The sequence below is a fragment of the Tenacibaculum sp. SZ-18 genome, assembly GCF_002813915.1.
Taxonomy (GTDB): Bacteria; Bacteroidota; Bacteroidia; order Flavobacteriales; family Flavobacteriaceae; genus Polaribacter.
In genome coordinates, this window is sequence record NZ_CP019335.1 from 833,939 (window position 1) to 850,411 (window position 16,473).

Here is a 16,473-nt window from a genome sequence, read left to right on the forward strand (position 1 = left end):
TTATGAAAAAACCCTTCCTACTGATGGCAGCTTTTCTGTTGTCACAATCAATCTTATGTCAAATTTCAACACCCAAAGACATGGGTGTTATTAACAATCATTTTAACGGTCTGAAAAAAAGAAGTACTGATGCTTCTATTGATTTTTCAGAGTGGAAAGTTACGAGTACGGCTTCCTCTTTGAAAAAAGGTCTTACACATTATTATATTACTCAGTATCATAATAATATTCCAATTATTAACGGTACGTATAATATGTCTGTTTTCAATGGAAAAGTAAATTTTAAGTTGGATCAATTTGTTCCAGCAATTAAAACAAAGCTTAATTCAGCGAAAACATCTGGTATTACTCCCGAAGCAGCTATTCAATCTGTCATAGCTAAACATCGATTAAAGGCTTCTGCAAATTTAATACGTAGTTCTAAGAAGTCGAATAGTGGAGATGATATGATACAATTCATGAATTCTGGAATTACCGAGGATAATGAACCAATCACAGCTCAGAAGGTCTACATATTTCAGGATAATAAATTAAAGTTATGTTGGAATATTAACCTTTATGAACAAGGTGGGCAAAATTGGTGGCATAGTTATATTGATATTTCTTCAGGTGAAATAATTGCAGAGGACAACTGGGTAATCTCTTGTAATTTTGGAGAAGTAGAACACACTCATGTTAAAGGAGAAAGTAATAATCACAAAGAAGTTACAAACTATGTAGAAAAAAATACTAGAATTCCATTTGGTCCTAAATCAATCATGGTTGCTCCTGATTCTTACAATGTTTATGCGATGCCTTTATCTGATCCAGATGACGGAGGAAGAACAATTGTTAATGATCCAGCTAATTTAACGGCGTCTCCTTTCGGGTGGCACGATACAAATGGTGCTTCTGGTGCTGAATATAATATTACAAGAGGTAATAATGTTTGGGCACAAGAAGATGCAAATGGAAATAACGGAACCGGAGCTTCTCCAAGCGGAGGCGCTGGTTTAGATTTTGATTTTCCAGTTAACCTAAACCAGTCTCCTGCGAACTATAGAAATGCATCTACTACTAATTTATTCTATTGGAATAATATTATGCATGATGTTTGGTATCAATACGGGTTTGATGAGGCAAGTGGTAACTTTCAGGAAAATAACTACGGTAAAGGTGGTTCAGGAAGTGATTCTGTAAATGCGGATTCCCAGGATGGTAGCGGACTAAACAATGCAAATTTTGCAACCCCTGGAGATGGAGGAAATCCTCGAATGCAAATGTTCCTGTGGAATCAAACGAATCCTGGAAGAGATGGCTCTTTTGATAACGTAATTATTGCTCATGAATACGGTCATGGTATTTCTACACGTTTAGTTGGTGGTAGAAATAGTAATACTTTAGGTGGTTCTGAGCAAATGGGTGAAGGATGGTCTGATTGGTTTGGACTTATGCTTACAATGAAAGCTGGAGATCAAGGAACTGATAGCAGAGGAGTAGGTAACTACGTTTTAGGACAAAACGATGCAGGTCCTGGTATTCGTCCAACTCCGTACTCTACCAATAGATCTATCAATAATACAGATTATGCTGATATTAACGGTTTAGCTGTTCCTCATGGAGTTGGTTATGCTTTTGCAACAATACTGTGGGATATGACTTGGCTATTAGTAGATCAAGAAGGATTCGATCCAGATTTTTACAATGGAACAGGAGGTAATAATATTGCGATGGCTTTAGTTATCGAAGGATTGAAAAATACAGCTAATAATCCAGGATTTGTTTCTGGTCGTGACGGAATTTTACAGGCTGATCAAGATTTATATGGAGGTCAGTATCGATGTTTAATTTGGAAAGCCTTTGCAGAAAGAGGTGTAGGAGATGGAGCAAATGAAAACTCAAATGGAGGAACAAATACAAATTCAGATCAAACCGTTTCTTTCGTAAATCCTTGTGATGGTGGAGGTCCAGATCCAACTCCAGATGTTTGTTCTGGGGATATAACGACTTTCCCGTTTAGTGAGAGTTTTGAAACTAATTTCGGAGAATGGTCTAATGCGTCTTCTGGAGATGACGTAGATTTTTCTAGAAATTCTGGAGGAACACCATCAAGTAATACAGGACCAACTGCGGCATCAGATGGATCTACATATATTTATGTGGAAGCTTCTGGAAATGGAACAGGCTTCCCAAATAAAAGAGGAGTGTTAAATTCACCATGTTTGAATTTCTCTTCATTGTCAAGTCCTACTTTATCTTTTCAATATCATATGTTCGGTAGTGCTATTAACTCGTTAACAGTTGAAGCGAGAACGGATAATACTGGGGATTGGACTTCTGTATTTACAAGATCTGGAGATCAAGGTAATCAGTGGAATGGAGCAAATATTGATCTAGCTGCATATGCTAGTCAAGCAAGCGTACAATTAAGATTTGTAGTTGTAACAGGTACAGGAAACAGTGGTTGGCAAAGTGATATCGCTTTAGATGAAATTGCTATTCAAAATGGATCAACAGATCCAGGTCCGGGAGACGGATGTTCTGGTGAAGTTACATCTTTCCCGTTTAGTGAAAGCTTCGAAATAAGTTTTGGTGATTGGTCGAATGCCACTACAGGTGATGATATTGATTTCACAAGAGATACTGGAGGAACTCCTTCGAACAATACAGGGCCAAGTTCTGGTGCGGATGGATCTACTTATATTTATGTTGAAGCTTCTGGAGAGGGGACAGGTTTTCCTAATAAAACTGCAATTCTAAATTCTCCATGTTTAAACTTTAGTTCATTAACAGCTCCAAGTTTACAATTCCAATATCATATGTTTGGTAGTGCCATTAACTCTTTAACCGCCGAAGCTAGAACAAATAATACAGGAGCATGGACTTCAATTTTTAGTCAAAATGGAGATAAAGGAAATCAGTGGAATGCTGCGAATGTTGATTTAACGGCTTATGCAGGAGAATCAAGTGTACAGATTAGATTTACTGTTGTTACTGGTTCAGGAGCTAGTGGCTGGCAAAGTGACATCGCTTTGGATGCAATTTCTGTAGAAGAGGCTACAGGCAATCCTGACCCTGGATGTGATACTTTAGACTTTAATAGTTTCACAATTACACCTTTCTCTAATCAAGATTCTGCTGGTAATTTCTCTATTGGAAATGGAGGTGCCTCTTTGACTTTAACAAATAATACATGGAAGTATATCCCATTTGATTATGTTGTCACGCCAAATACTGTAATTGAATTTGAGTTTAGTAGTACTTCTCAAGGAGAAATTCATGGTGTAGGTTTCGAAGATGATAATACTTTAACTTCAACTAGATATTTTAAAGTACATGGAACTCAAAATTATGGTATTACCAATTTTGATAATTACGCTGGAGGAACACAAACGTATGTGATTCCAGTAGGTGATTCTTATACGGGAACTATGGATCGTTTAGTATTCATTAATGATAATGATGCAGGTTCAGGTAATACTTCTACATTCACAAATGTGAAAATTTATGAAGGATCATGTAGTGCTTCTCTTGTTGAAGTTGCAAGTTTTGGAACTAGAGTAGATGTATTAGGAGATGAAGATGAAAATGCTTTAGCTTCTGTAGCTGTTGCTCCTGTGCCAATTAAGAAAGGTAATCTATTAAAAGTTTTAACTTCAAGTAATAACTTATCAAATACTAGGTATAGTGTAATTAATGTGCTAGGTCAAGTTTTAGATAGAGGAGTATTAAATACAACAAATACAATTAATATTGATCGTTTCGATTCTGGAGTATATATTTTAAGGTTAGAAAACTCTTATACAAAAGCAAACAAACGTTTCATAATTGAATAACAATAGTTTCTTAGAGTAGGAATTATTGTAAAACTAGAAAGCCTCTTGAATTTCAAGAGGCTTTTTTATGCTTTAACATGACGAAATTAGAAAACTAATTCCTTTATTTTCTTTGTTATTGCTTGTTTAATATCTGTAGGGTATGATCGATCTCCGTGAAAAATATCAGCCATAGCATCACTGAAACGCTGACCGTATTTTTTCAACATAACATTCCTAATTGTTTTTTGTTCGTAAAACCATTTCGCTAACCATAAACCTGTTTTAATTTCAGGAATCAACTTTTTGTTAAGTTTGTCGTTATATAATTCAGTTGCTTTTTGCAGATTTAAATCACTTTCACTAATTGCTTCAGCTACCAGAACTCCGCTGTAAATTGCGTTAGAAATTCCTTCGGCTGTTATCGGATCAGCGAATCCAGCTGCATCTCCAATTAAGAATACATTGTTTTTGATAAAACCGTCAGTTCTTGGAGCAATTGGTATTTGAAAGCCATGTTGAGATTCTTTCAAAATAGTTTTAATTCCAATAGTCTCAAGATATTCTTGATAATATTTCTTTAAATTAATACGAGTCTTTTTGGTTGAAGCAACTCCAACTGATAAATGATTTTTTTTTGGAAAATTCCATGCATAACCGTAAGGAATTGCATCAATATCAAAGCGCACCTGGTCTTTTAATCTATTAAAATCTTCTTCAGGAACTTCAATTTCATATTCTAAGGCAGGAATCAACTTTCTTGTCTCTTCTGTCCAACCAGCCATTTTTGCTGTAGGACTTAAAGCACCGTCTGCAGCTACTACGAACTTAGCAACCAACTTAGTTTTATCAGTAGTTAAGATTGCATTATCACCGTCAAAAGTTATGTCTGTAAGTTTGTTTTCTTCTAATAACTTGATTCCTTGTCTTTTGGCTTCTTCAACAATTAAGTTGTCAAAAGAATCACGCATAATCATAGTGATTGTCGGATCTTCTCTCTCTGTTTTGAAGTGTAACGTATTTCCAAGAAAAATATCAACTGTATGGAATTCACGTTCAACTACGGAACTTATATCAAAAGGTAAATTTCTTCTTCCTCTGTAAACAAAACCGCCACCACAAGTTTTATATCTTGGTAGTTTTTCTTTTTCAATAAGTACTGTTGAAATTCCTTTTTTTGCTAAATGAAAAGCAGTTGAGGCTCCCGATGGTCCGCTACCAATTACAGCTACATCAAAATGTTCCATGAAAGTTAGTAATTAAAATCAGTTAAATAGTGCGCTAAGATAGTTATTCAAAATTTATTCTTGACATTATAGGAAAGTGATCCGATAATTTTTCTGAGTAAGTTTTAAAATTATGAATTTTAGTGTTTTTATCTGTTAAAATAAAATCAATCCGAACGGGGAAGAAATAATTGAAAGATTTTCCAAGACCACTCCCTGCGACCTCAAAAGCATCTTTTTTATTTTTTGATATTTGACGATACACCCAAGAAAACGCGGTGTTGTTAAAATCTCCGCAAATAACTTGTTTACCTTTCCATTGCTGCTCATGAGTTAGAAATGTTTCTACCTGTGAAGCTTGTTTTTGAAATCCTATTTTCAGACGATCTATTAGTTTTTCCGAATTTACTTCTCCAAAATTCTCTTTTTGTGGATTTAATTTTAATGATTGAAGGTGGATATTATATATTCTTACCGTATCGTTATTTTTTAGAATATCAACAAAAATTGCATTATTCGCACTATGTTTAAAATCGAGTGAACCTTTGTTGATGATTTTATATTTTGAAAAAATTGCTAATCCAAAATTTTGTGTTTTCGACTTTGGAACAAAATATTTATAGTTAAAATCGAAATTTCTTTTTTCCGAATTATGAAATTCTTGGATTGCTAAAATGTCTGGATCTTTATCATTGATGAAGTTCATGATTTTTTCATCAATGTCTTTTTCTTTGGACCATTTATAAAAATTGAACATTCTCACATTATAACTCATCACTTTAACATCAGAATTTAAGGCAATGTCTTTTTTAGAAATTTTTATAAATGGAGGAAAAAATAGCCATCCAAAGAATAAAACGACGCCCGATAATAAAAAGTGCTTTTTAAGTTTAATAATCCAATATAAAAAGAACAAAAAATTAAGAACAATAAGGAAAGGTACCGCCAAACTAACAACCGAAAATACAGGAACAGTCTTAGGTGAAACAAATGCTAAAAAATAGGATAGTAGTAATACAGTTGCAACGATAGAGTTAATAAAGCATAGCAACTTATTGAATAAATTAAACTCTTTTTTCTTGGTCATTATTTTGGGTTTCCTTGCTTGAACAAGAAATCTTTTTCTTCTTTTGTTAAGGCATCATAACCAGATTTACCAATTTTGTCTAAAATAGCATCGATTCTTTGCTGATTATCAGATTTTCTATTAGTATCGTTTCTTCTAGGTTTATCTGACTTGTATACAGTTTTTAAATTTTTTTTATCTCGTTTGAACCACTTTTTAAGACTTGATAAGAACTTAATTTCCTTATTGCTAGATTGCTGTACGTAAATAAAACCGAATAGTGCACCACCTAAATGAGCGAAATGTCCACCACCATTACTTCCAGCTAAACTAATTAAATCCATTAAAACAAAGAACGCAGCTAATTGCCATACCTTAATAAAAACATTTATTAAAGGAATTTTTAGTTCATAGTTAGGAATGTATGTCGCGGTACCAATTATAATTGCACTTACTCCAGCAGAAGCTCCAACTAACAAATGATTAATTGAATTAAATGCAGGGAAATAGTTCATAGCAATCATAAAGAAAATACCTCCGAATATGGTTCCTAATAAATAGAAGTTTAATAGTTGTTTAGGAGTAAAATATTCTGAGAATAATCTTCCGAAAATATAAAGCCAAATACAATTTGATAATAAATGAAAGAAATCTGCGTGTAAAAAACCGTAAGTAATAATTGACCATGGCTTTGTGATATACGCATCCAAAGAAGAAGATAACGCAAACCACTGATCTATAAAGTTTACTTGATTATTGAATAACCCGCTAAAGGAAGAAATGAGTAATTCAAATATGAAAACAGCGACATTAATGTAGATGATTTTTTCCAACATCGACGCTCTTAAAAAATGTTGTTTTAATTTTTCCATAATACTTTAATTCATTCTGAACTGATTATTTTTCCAATATCTAACTAGTATAAATCCAATCAACATTCCGCTTAAGTGTCCTAAATGTGCAACATTGTCCCATGAGAAACCTGCGAACTCCATCGATAACTCATATACTATTAAAAGAGGAATAAAGTATTTTGCTTTTATCGGAACAGGAAGGAATATCATCATTAACTCTACATTAGGGAATAAAATACCAAATGCCATTAATAACCCAGCGATAGCTCCTGATGCTCCTAGCATTTGGCCATTTATTAAGGCATTTAATCCTCCTAAACTAGGATCTGCATAATTTTTTGATTGAGTTATTATCTCAGCACCTTCAGTTAAAATTAAATTTATTGCTTCATCAGGAAAGTCATCTACACTACTTTGTATTTGTAAGTATTTAATGAAAATATAAATTACGGCAGATCCTATACCTGTGAGAAAGTAGAATGTTACAAACTTCCTAGTTCCCCATATTTGTTCTAAAGCACTACCAAACATCCAAAGCGCAAACATGTTGAATAAAATATGTGCAAAACTTCCATGCATAAACATGTAAGTGATTAACTGCCAGTATTCAAACAAAGGACTTTCAGTGGAATGTAAAGAAAGTAGCTTTATTACATAATTAGAGTTTAAAAAATAATAGGTAGCAACAAAGAAGATAATGTTGACTATTATTAAATGTTTTACAGCATCGGTTAATCTTTGCATAATTTACTTGCTAAAAATAGTATCAATTTCCTGTAAAGTTAAGGTTTTAAAAGTTGGTTTTCCTAAAGGAGAAACACTTGGCTCTTTACATGAAAATAAGTTATTTACTAAAGTTTCTTGTTCTTTTCCTGATAAAATGGTCCCAGTTTTAATGGCTAACGATTTCGCAAACGATTTTGCCATAACATCAAAATGGCTAAAACTAGCGTCTGGAACTTCTAATTTAACGTCATCTAGTAATTGTTCCAAGATTAATGTAATTTGGCTTTCAGAAATCGAGGTTGGAATTCCTCCAATTACAACTGTGTCATCAGAAAACTCATTAAAAACAAAACCAGCGCTTTCTAAGTCAGCTTTCATTTCTTTAATCATTTCAATATCTGTTTGAGAGAATGAAATGTTTATCGGGAATAATAATTGTTGACTGTTCGCCTCTTTAACGGTAATATGTTCTAAATATTCTTCATATAACACACGTTGGTGTGCTAAAGTTTGGTGAATTAAAACAACTCCAGATTTAATCAAGCTTAAAATATATTTTTTTTGAATCTGAAATGTTTTAGTGGTTTCAGTTTCTTTTTCTGATTGGAAAAGTTCTTGTGAATTAGATGAATGTTGGGTTTCTATGTCAAGATTTGCATATAAAGATTCCCAATTTCCCGTATCCTTTTTAAAGTTACTTTGATATGTTGTTTTACTTGGACTAAAAGAAGTTGTTTCTCTACTTACCGGTTTACTTTCTATTGGATTGTTATTGAAAGGATTGAAAGTCGGATCAACAATAATCTTCGGTGTAGAAACCCTTTGTTTATCTTTAAACTCATAAGGCGTATCTAAAGTTGCATCTCTATTAAAGTCTAGTAAGGGAGCAACATTGTATTGTCCTAAACTGTGCTTTACGGTAGCTCGAATAATTGCATATAAAGCTTTTTCATTATCGAACTTAACCTCAGTTTTTGTTGGGTGAATATTTATATCAATAGTATTCGGTGGAACGTGGAAATAAATAAAATATGTTGGATGAACTCCTTGATCTAGTAAACCTTCGAAAGCACTGTTTACGGCATGATTTAAATAAGAACTTTTTATAAATCGATCGTTCACAAAGAAAAACTGTTCACCTCTTTTCTTTTTAGCGAATTCAGGTTTTGCTACGAATCCTTGAATTGATATAATATCAGTTTCCTCATTAACAGGAACTAATTTTTCATTTGTTTTAGTTCCAAAAATAGAAACGATACGTTTTCTTAAATTACTACTTTTTAAATTGTAAACTTCATTGTTATTATGATGAAGAATAAAAGTAATATTTGGGTGAGCTAATGCAATACGTTGAAACTCATCAATAATGTGACGAGTTTCTACAGTATCTGATTTTAAGAAATTTCGACGAGCAGGAATATTATAAAATAAGTTTTTTACGGCCAAACTTGTTCCTTGTGGAGTTGAGGTAACCTCTTGTGAAATTACTTTACTTCCTTCAATTTTTATGCAAGTTCCTAATTCTTCTTCTATTTGTTTTGTTTTCAGTTCTACATGAGCAATTGCCGCTATTGACGCTAAAGCTTCACCTCTAAAACCTTTTGTATTTAAATTAAATAAATCTTCAGCATTTTTAATTTTTGATGTAGCATGGCGCTCGAAACATAAACGAGCATCCGTTGTACTCATCCCTTTTCCATTGTCAATTACTTGAACTAACGTTTTTCCTGCGTCTTTTAATAATAAAGTGATATTTGTAGAACCCGCATCAATAGCATTTTCTAAAAGTTCTTTTACTACAGATGCTGGGCGTTGCACAACTTCACCAGCTGCTATTTGATTGGCAACGTGGTCAGGAAGTAATTGAATAATATCTGACATTAATTTTTTTCTATTATGCTCTAAGGATGTAAGCTACAATTCCAAATAAAATTGCAACAATAATAGCAATTCGAAGTGTTGAATTATAGTCTCCTGAAGTTTTTGTTTTTTTCCAAGTATTCCTTAGTTGTCCTTTTTTTATAGTTACATATTCCTTTTTGTCTTCTGAAACATTTTCAACTGTTGTATCTACGTTTTCATATTTCTTTTTGATCTTTTCTAATCGTTCCTTTCGCTCATCATAATAACGAGGTTTGTAGTCAAACGTATAATAAGATCTTCCTTTTAAAACTTTACTCCATCCAAACATAGTACTAAATATTAAAGTTAGGTTTCTAGTAATTCAAAAACCAGACCAAAAATGGTATATCAAAATTACGGAATTAATGATAAGCTATCAAGAGAGTTTATGAAATTAAAAAAGCCAAGACCATGAAATCTTGACTTCTTTAAAAGTATATTTACTATTCTAAGAATAAAAATTAGAAACCAACGCTGTTGGTCTTTCTTCCAATATTTTTAATAGCTGCCATTTTAACTGCTGCAACTGCACATTCTACACCTTTATTTCCCAATTTTCCTCCTGAACGATCGATAGATTGTTGCCTCGTATTATCTGTTAAAACACAAAAAACCACAGGAACATCATATTGAAGGTTTAAATCCTTTATTCCTTGAGTAACTCCATCACAAACAAAGTCAAAATGCTTTGTTTCTCCTTGAATAACGTTTCCTACTGCAATAATAGCATCTAGTTTTTCAGTTTCAATCATTTTTTTACATCCGTAAACAAGTTCAAAACTTCCGGGTACGTCCCAAGAAACGATGTTTTCAGTTAATGCACCACAGTCAACGAGTGTGTCAATTACTCCTTGATGTAAATTTTTAGTGATCTCAGGGTTCCATTCGGAAACAACAATCCCAAATCGAAAACCCTTCGCATTTGGGATTGTGTTTTTATCGTAATATGATAAATTCGTTGTAGCCATTTCAAATAGTCATTGCGAATGTCGTGAAGTAATATTTAGGGAAATTACTTCGTCATTCTTCCTCGTAATGTCGAGAATTACAATTGTTTATTGTGCGTATTTTGCACTGTTGATGTACTTATCAATGTTTCTACCAATTTGAGTTGTAGCGTATTTTTCTTTAATGACATTAAATAAACCTTCCGCTTTACTGTACTCTTTTAATTGCATAGCAGTTTGACCTGCTTTGAGTAAAAACATTGGAGAAGTAAAATCGTTTTCTTTTTTGTATCCAGCTTTTTCATAATATTCTAAAGCTTCTTTTGGCTGGTTAATATCTGCAAAAGCATCACCTATAGCTCCTAAAGCTGTTGGTCCTAATAATTCATCTTCAGAATCAAATTGCTCTAAGTACTCAATAGCTTCAGTATATTTCTTCATTTTTAAATAAGAAATCCCTGCGTAATAGTTAGCTAAGTTTCCAGCCTTAGTACTTCCATAAGTTTTTGCGATGTCTAAAAATCCATATTTACCATCACCACCTTCTAAACCTAACATATACAAACTATCAGCTTTCACACCTGCAGCAGTTTCAGCTTTATCAAAGAAAGACCTTGGATAAGCTAACTCATTTGATGCATCTATTTCAGTTGGCTCAGAAATAAACTTAGTGTATCCTAAGTATAAAAGGATTAAAGCAGCTACAGCTATTAAACCAAAAAACAAAGGTTTACTATTTTTTTCAATCCATTCTTCTGATTTATTAGCGGCCTGATCTAGTCCTTCAAATGCTTTAGCCACATCACTTTGCGACTCGTCAAATGTCTCTTCAATAGTATTTTCTACAACCTTTTCTTTCTTCGGTTTATATCCTCTCTTTTTATATGTTGCCATAATTCTTATAAAATTAGTCGGGCAAAAATAGTTTTTTTAATTGGATTTTAAAAGCTGATTTTTCGTTAATTTGCACTTCTTGTTTAGAAACCAGCTTGTACGTGTATTTACAGAAAATATCCTTAGTGAATTTTAAAAATATTGAAAGCCACACTTTTAATTTCAAAAAGAAGATTAATTGTTTTGTAGGAAACAATGGTATTGGTAAAACAAATGTATTAGATGCGATCTATTATTTATCTTTTTCTAAAAGTTATTTTAATCCCGTAGCCAGTCAAAATATTCGTCACGATCAAGATTTTTTTGTTGTCGAAGGGGAGTATTTAGTCAATGAAAGAATCGAAAAAATTATTTGTTCATTAAAAAAGGGACAAAAGAAAGTTCTTAAACGAAATGGTAAAGTTTATGATCGATTTTCCGATCATATTGGTCAATTTCCTTTAGTCATTATTTCTCCAGCAGATCGTGATTTAATTATCGAAGGGAGTGAAACGAGAAGAAAATTTATTGATGGTGTTATTTCTCAACAGGATAAGTTGTATTTGAAAACCTTGATTTCTTATAACAAAGTAGTAAGCCAGAGAAATGCATTATTGAAGTTTTTTGCTGCGAATAGAACATTTGATGAATTAAATTTAAGTGTTTATAATGATCAATTGATTCAATTTGGAACGGAGATTCATGAGAAAAGAAAATCATTTTTAAAAGACTTTGTGCCAATTTTTAATCAAAAATATCAGATTATATCCAATGAAAATGAAATTGTATCGTTACATTACAAGAGTCAACTAAATGATATTTCTTTTGCTCAATTATTGAAAAATAATTTAGAAAAAGATAAAGTCTTGCAATACACTTCTGTTGGTGTTCATAAAGATGATTTGAACTTTGAGATAGGTAGTTTTCCAATAAAAAAATTTGGATCACAAGGTCAACAAAAGTCATATTTAATAGCGTTGAAATTAGCTCAGTTTGAATTTATAAAAGAACAGTCAAAAATTACTCCCATACTGTTATTAGACGATATTTTTGACAAGCTGGATGAAAATCGAGTAGCGCAAATTGTTGATTTGGTGAATAAAGATGAGTTCGGCCAGATATTTATAACAGATACTCACTTTGAGAGAACAGAAGCCGTTGTGAAGTTGAGTAATAAACCTTACGAAATTTTTAATTTAGGTAATTCATAAGTACACGAACTAATGGCAAAGAGAGAAAATGAAAGTTTTTCAATAAAAGATTTAATGGGGGCTTTTATCAAAGAGAACAAACTTGAAAAGGGTTTTCGTAAAATTCATATTGAAGAGGCTTGGGTTAAATTAATGGGGCCTGGCGTTGCTTCGTATACAAGTGAAGTAAAACTTCAGAACGGAACTCTAGTAGTACGTTTAAACTCCTCAGTACTTAGAGAAGAACTTAGTTACGGAAAAGAGAAAATTGTAACAATGATAAATGAGGAAATGGGAGAAGATATTGTTAAGAAATTAATGCTCGTTTAATTAATTTTTGTAAAAATCATCATCAGTAAAAACTTTTCCATTCGAATCAATTACCACGGCATTTAAACGTTTAGATACCTGATACATTTTTAATAGAATTTCTTTTGTAGGATTTTTAGCTCGAATAAATCCGTTATTAAATTCAAATATAAATTTTGAGTCATTGTAAGAATAGCGTATTAACGATATATTAGAATTATCAGAATTTTTATTTTTTGATTCAATGGATTTTAAGCTTGAATCCATTTGAATGTAATTAAACCAATCTTTTTTTGCAATCGCGTTTTCTCCTTCTGGCTTGGTAATAAAAACCTCATAAGTTTTTTGTTGATTAGTATTTTGGGTAAAAATCGTCTGGATGGCAAATAAACTAAAACAAATAAGTACTACAGCATTTCTCATAAGGTTAAATTACATTGAATATTACGGGCGAATTTAAATAAAAAACTCGTTACTGTTACGTAACGAGTTTTTAAAAATATTATTTTTTGAAATGAAATTTAAAACATTTCTCTACCAGCAAAATGGAAATTTCCTTCTATTTCAGCGTTCTCATTAGAATCAGAACCGTGAACAGCGTTTTCTCCGATTGAAGTAGCATAAAGCTTTCTGATTGTACCTTCAGCAGCTTCAGCAGGGTTAGTAGCACCAATTAACGTTCTAAAATCTTCAACAGCATTTTCTTTTTCTAAAATTGCAGCAACAATAGGACCGCCAGTCATAAACTCAACCAATTCTCCAAAAAACGGACGCTCTTTATGAATAGCATAAAAAGTTTCAGCATCACGCTTAGTCATGTGTGTTTTTTTCATTGCTACAATTCTAAACCCAGCAGCATTAATTTTTTCTAAAATAGCACCAGTATGTCCATTTTCTACAGCATCTGGTTTAATCATTGTAAAAGTTCTATTCGTTGCCATTTGTTTTTTAATCTGATTATAATTTCGCGCAAAAATACATTTTTTAATGTTACCGACAAGTTAACTATTGTTTAGAGTGTATAAATGTCTCGTAATTAATTTCTGTTAAAACAAATATGGGCTATGTGATTTTTTATTTGTAATGTATTGTAACAGTGCTTTTGTTGTTTATTTAGAGAATTAACATTTTTTATATTGTTTACTCAAAAGAATATTAAATTGTATATTCGCCCTTTATGATTTTAAAGAACTTTGAAGCGCTAAAAGCGTACCTAGAAACGCCTCGGAATATTGTAATAATAGGGCATAAAAATCCGGATGGAGATGCCGTGGGTTCTACACTTGGTTTAAAACATTATCTTGATTTAAAAGGACATAGAGCACAAGTGTTAATGCCAAATGAATTCCCTGATTTCTTGCATTGGATTCCTGGAGTAGAAACTGTTTACAGATTTGATCGTCAAAATAATCAATGTGTAAAAGCACTTAAAAAGTCTGAAATTATATTCTTGCTTGACTTTAATGCGTTACATCGTGTAGGCGATGATATGAAAAATACTTTAGAAAAGTATGAAAACGATTTTGCATTAATTGATCATCATCAACAACCAGATGAATTTACATATATGTATTCAGATACTGAAATATGTTCAACATGTCAGATGATATACAGTTTTATCGATATGATGGGAGACTTTGATTTAATTGAGAAGAATATCGCTACTTGCTTGTATACTGGAATTATGACAGATACTGGGTCTTTTAGATTTCGATCAACTACAAGTAAAACACACAGAATTATTGCCAATTTAATTGATAGAGGAGCTCAAAATGATAGAATTCATAGTAATGTTTATGATGCGAATTCTTACAGTAGGTTGCAGCTTTTGGGGCAATCTCTAACCAATCTTAAGGTTCTTCCTGAGTTTAAAACGGCATTCATTACTTTATCTCAAGAGGAGAAGAATAAATTTAATTATGAGAAAGGAGATACCGAAGGTGTTGTGAATTATGCTCTTTCAATAAAAGGGATTGTGTTTGCTGTTATTTTTATTGAAGATATTGAGCAAGGAATTATTAAAATCTCCTTTAGATCAAAAGGAAGTTTTTCTGTAAATAAATTTGCTAGGTCTCATTTTAACGGTGGGGGACATGATAATGCTGCTGGTGGAAGGTCAACAATTTCTATGGAAGATACGGTAGAGAATTTTAAATCATTATTACCTCATTATAAAGAAGAACTATTAGTTTCATATGAAGAGTAAATTATATATAATTTGTGTAATGATTTTAGGTTTTGGAGGGTGTAAGGAATTAGAACCTAGAAGACCTAAACAACATTCGATTACTAACTTTTATAAAGAAGTTATAGCTCAAAATAAAAAGTTAAATGCTTTAGAGACAGAGAAGATTAAAAGTTATTTCAAGCAAGATACATTAAATACATATCATTCCTCGGCTCATGGTTTTTGGTACTCTTATCAAAGTAAAGATACAGTTTCTATCTATTCACCTGGTAAAGGTGATGTAGTAAAGGTTCGTTACAATATTACCAAACTTAATAACGATTCTTTTTATGATTATCAAACAAAAGATTATATCGTAGATAAGGAGGATTTTATTCCTGGTTTACAAGAAGGAATAAAGTTGATGAAAAAAGGAGAAACTATTACATTTGTAATTCCTTCATACCGAGCTTATGGTGTTACGGGTGATGGACACAAAGTAGGAATGAATCAAACATTAAAAAGTACATTAACATTAATAGAAATAAAAAAACTAAATAATGAAAGTAAGTAAGATTGTAGCAGTTGCTGTTTTAGGATTAACAGTAATGTCGTGTGGTAAGCAATTAGGAGGAACTAATAAAAGCTTAGAAACTGAATTAGATTCAGTAAGTTATTCATTAGGATTGAATACAGGAGTAAGAATGAGAGCAGATCCAAATGCAAAAGAATTAGATCCAGAATTGTATGTTCAAGGTTTTTTAAATGGTGCAGATTCAACAAATATTAAAATTAATATTGATGAAGCTGTTCAACTTATGAGGTCTTACTTCCAAAGAAAGCAAATGGAGGATATGGAGAAAAGAAAGAAGGAAATGGAACAAAAAGCTGAAATTGAACATGCTGATTATAAGAAAGAAAATGAAGCATTTTTAGCAGAAAATAAAGGTAAAGAAGGAGTTGTAACTACAGAAAGTGGTTTACAGTATATCGTTTTAAAAGAAGGAAACGGAGCTTCTCCAAAGATTGCTGATTATGTAAGAGTTCATTATCACGGAACAACTATAGATGGTAATGTTTTCGATAGTTCTATAAATAGAGGAACTCCCGCTGAGTTTGGAGTAACACAAGTGATCAAAGGTTGGACTGAAGGTTTACAATTAATGAAAGAAGGTTCAAAGTTTAAGTTCTTTATACCTCAAGAGTTGGCTTACGGATTTCAAGGTAGTAGAAACGTTATCAAACCTTATTCAACTTTAATTTTTGAAGTTGAGCTATTAGAAGTTAAATCTTCGACCAAACCAGCTGCTGACGGACATACTGATCATAGTGGTCCTGATCACAAGCATCATGATTAAGAATAATGTAATTTCAGAGCATCAACAAATGTTGGTGCTTTTTGTTTATTAAAATATAAGT

At 32.2% G+C, this 16,473-nt stretch carries 16 protein-coding genes; 6 read left to right on the forward strand and 10 right to left on the reverse strand.

Annotation, left to right across the window (positions count from 1 at the left end):
- Positions 1–2: 2 nt before the first annotated feature.
- The gene (locus BTO06_RS03745) at positions 3–3,815 is read left to right on the forward strand and encodes a M36 family metallopeptidase (protein ID WP_100924023.1); all 3,813 of its coding nucleotides are present in this window, start codon (positions 3–5) and stop codon (positions 3,813–3,815) included.
- 86 nt (positions 3,816–3,901) lie between these two features.
- On the opposite strand, the gene BTO06_RS03750 is transcribed toward BTO06_RS03745, so the two are convergent.
- The 8 genes from BTO06_RS03750 to BTO06_RS03785 form a co-directional block, all read right to left on the reverse strand.
- Positions 3,902–5,041: a geranylgeranyl reductase family protein gene (locus BTO06_RS03750; protein WP_100924024.1), complete on the reverse strand. Its 1,140-nt coding sequence runs from the start codon at positions 5,039–5,041 to the stop codon at positions 3,902–3,904.
- Between the two features lie 43 nt (positions 5,042–5,084).
- On the reverse strand, positions 5,085–6,107 hold the full coding sequence (locus tag BTO06_RS03755; protein ID WP_100924025.1) for an endonuclease/exonuclease/phosphatase family protein: 1,023 nt from the start codon (positions 6,105–6,107) through the stop codon (positions 5,085–5,087).
- Positions 6,107–6,958 (reverse strand): rhomboid family protein, encoded by an 852-nt coding sequence (locus tag BTO06_RS03760; RefSeq protein ID WP_100924026.1) that lies wholly within the window; start codon positions 6,956–6,958, stop codon positions 6,107–6,109. The genes BTO06_RS03755 and BTO06_RS03760 overlap by 1 nt, the downstream gene beginning before the upstream one ends.
- Before the next feature lie 6 nt (positions 6,959–6,964).
- Entirely contained in the window at positions 6,965–7,684 is a 720-nt protein-coding gene (locus BTO06_RS03765; protein WP_100924027.1) for a rhomboid family intramembrane serine protease, read from the reverse strand.
- 3 nt (positions 7,685–7,687) lie between these two features.
- Positions 7,688–9,547, reverse strand: coding sequence for a DNA mismatch repair endonuclease MutL (mutL, locus tag BTO06_RS03770; RefSeq protein ID WP_100924028.1), 1,860 nt, complete (start codon positions 9,545–9,547; stop codon positions 7,688–7,690).
- Between the two features lie 13 nt (positions 9,548–9,560).
- Positions 9,561–9,857, reverse strand: coding sequence for a hypothetical protein (locus BTO06_RS03775; protein WP_100924029.1), 297 nt, complete (start codon positions 9,855–9,857; stop codon positions 9,561–9,563).
- Between the two features lie 172 nt (positions 9,858–10,029).
- Positions 10,030–10,536: a 6,7-dimethyl-8-ribityllumazine synthase gene (gene ribH, locus BTO06_RS03780; RefSeq protein ID WP_100924030.1), complete on the reverse strand. Its 507-nt coding sequence runs from the start codon at positions 10,534–10,536 to the stop codon at positions 10,030–10,032.
- An 87-nt stretch (positions 10,537–10,623) separates the two neighbouring features.
- Positions 10,624–11,409, reverse strand: coding sequence for a tetratricopeptide repeat protein (locus BTO06_RS03785; protein ID WP_100924031.1), 786 nt, complete (start codon positions 11,407–11,409; stop codon positions 10,624–10,626).
- Between the two features lie 101 nt (positions 11,410–11,510).
- Between BTO06_RS03785 and recF the strand changes: the two genes are divergently transcribed.
- Together recF and BTO06_RS03795 are read left to right on the forward strand one after the other, a co-directional pair.
- Complete coding sequence (gene recF, locus BTO06_RS03790) at positions 11,511–12,599, forward strand: DNA replication/repair protein RecF (RefSeq protein WP_100924032.1); 1,089 nt, start codon at positions 11,511–11,513, stop codon at positions 12,597–12,599.
- 12 nt (positions 12,600–12,611) lie between these two features.
- Complete coding sequence (locus BTO06_RS03795; protein WP_100924033.1) at positions 12,612–12,908, forward strand: DUF721 domain-containing protein; 297 nt, start codon at positions 12,612–12,614, stop codon at positions 12,906–12,908.
- Here BTO06_RS03795 and BTO06_RS03800 read toward each other — a convergent pair whose 3' ends face one another.
- A complete protein-coding gene (locus tag BTO06_RS03800) occupies positions 12,909–13,310 on the reverse strand; it encodes a hypothetical protein (RefSeq protein WP_100924034.1) in 402 nt (133 codons plus the stop codon).
- 98 nt (positions 13,311–13,408) lie between these two features.
- Positions 13,409–13,828, reverse strand: coding sequence for a nucleoside-diphosphate kinase (locus BTO06_RS03805; protein ID WP_100924035.1), 420 nt, complete (start codon positions 13,826–13,828; stop codon positions 13,409–13,411).
- A gap of 236 nt (positions 13,829–14,064) precedes the next feature.
- Between BTO06_RS03805 and BTO06_RS03810 the strand changes: the two genes are divergently transcribed.
- Genes BTO06_RS03810 through BTO06_RS03820 form a run of 3 tightly spaced genes read left to right on the forward strand, consistent with a single transcriptional unit; the run spans position 14,065 to position 16,412 of the window.
- Positions 14,065–15,093, forward strand: a complete 1,029-nt coding sequence (locus BTO06_RS03810) for a DHH family phosphoesterase (protein WP_100924036.1) — start codon at positions 14,065–14,067, stop codon at positions 15,091–15,093.
- Positions 15,083–15,628 (forward strand): gliding motility-associated peptidyl-prolyl isomerase GldI, encoded by a 546-nt coding sequence (gene gldI, locus BTO06_RS03815; protein WP_100924037.1) that lies wholly within the window; start codon positions 15,083–15,085, stop codon positions 15,626–15,628. The genes BTO06_RS03810 and gldI overlap by 11 nt, the downstream gene beginning before the upstream one ends.
- Positions 15,615–16,412 carry an FKBP-type peptidyl-prolyl cis-trans isomerase gene (locus tag BTO06_RS03820; protein WP_100924038.1) on the forward strand — a complete coding sequence of 266 codons (798 nt, stop codon included), beginning with the start codon at positions 15,615–15,617 and terminating at the stop codon, positions 16,410–16,412. The genes gldI and BTO06_RS03820 overlap by 14 nt, the downstream gene beginning before the upstream one ends.
- The last annotated feature ends 61 nt before the right edge of the window (positions 16,413–16,473 follow it).

Coding starts and splice junctions, on each gene's coding strand:
- BTO06_RS03745 (WP_100924023.1), top strand. CDS start 3: ATGAAAAAACCCTTCCTACTGATGGCAGCTTTTCTGTTGTCACAATCA.
- BTO06_RS03750 (WP_100924024.1), bottom strand. CDS start 5,041: ATGGAACATTTTGATGTAGCTGTAATTGGTAGCGGACCATCGGGAGCC.
- BTO06_RS03755 (WP_100924025.1), bottom strand. CDS start 6,107: ATGACCAAGAAAAAAGAGTTTAATTTATTCAATAAGTTGCTATGCTTT.
- BTO06_RS03760 (WP_100924026.1), bottom strand. CDS start 6,958: ATGGAAAAATTAAAACAACATTTTTTAAGAGCGTCGATGTTGGAAAAA.
- BTO06_RS03765 (WP_100924027.1), bottom strand. CDS start 7,684: ATGCAAAGATTAACCGATGCTGTAAAACATTTAATAATAGTCAACATT.
- mutL (WP_100924028.1), bottom strand. CDS start 9,547: ATGTCAGATATTATTCAATTACTTCCTGACCACGTTGCCAATCAAATA.
- BTO06_RS03775 (WP_100924029.1), bottom strand. CDS start 9,857: ATGTTTGGATGGAGTAAAGTTTTAAAAGGAAGATCTTATTATACGTTT.
- ribH (WP_100924030.1), bottom strand. CDS start 10,536: ATGGCTACAACGAATTTATCATATTACGATAAAAACACAATCCCAAAT.
- BTO06_RS03785 (WP_100924031.1), bottom strand. CDS start 11,409: ATGGCAACATATAAAAAGAGAGGATATAAACCGAAGAAAGAAAAGGTT.
- BTO06_RS03795 (WP_100924033.1), top strand. CDS start 12,612: ATGGCAAAGAGAGAAAATGAAAGTTTTTCAATAAAAGATTTAATGGGG.
- BTO06_RS03800 (WP_100924034.1), bottom strand. CDS start 13,310: ATGAGAAATGCTGTAGTACTTATTTGTTTTAGTTTATTTGCCATCCAG.
- BTO06_RS03805 (WP_100924035.1), bottom strand. CDS start 13,828: ATGGCAACGAATAGAACTTTTACAATGATTAAACCAGATGCTGTAGAA.
- BTO06_RS03810 (WP_100924036.1), top strand. CDS start 14,065: ATGATTTTAAAGAACTTTGAAGCGCTAAAAGCGTACCTAGAAACGCCT.
- gldI (WP_100924037.1), top strand. CDS start 15,083: ATGAAGAGTAAATTATATATAATTTGTGTAATGATTTTAGGTTTTGGA.
- BTO06_RS03820 (WP_100924038.1), top strand. CDS start 15,615: ATGAAAGTAAGTAAGATTGTAGCAGTTGCTGTTTTAGGATTAACAGTA.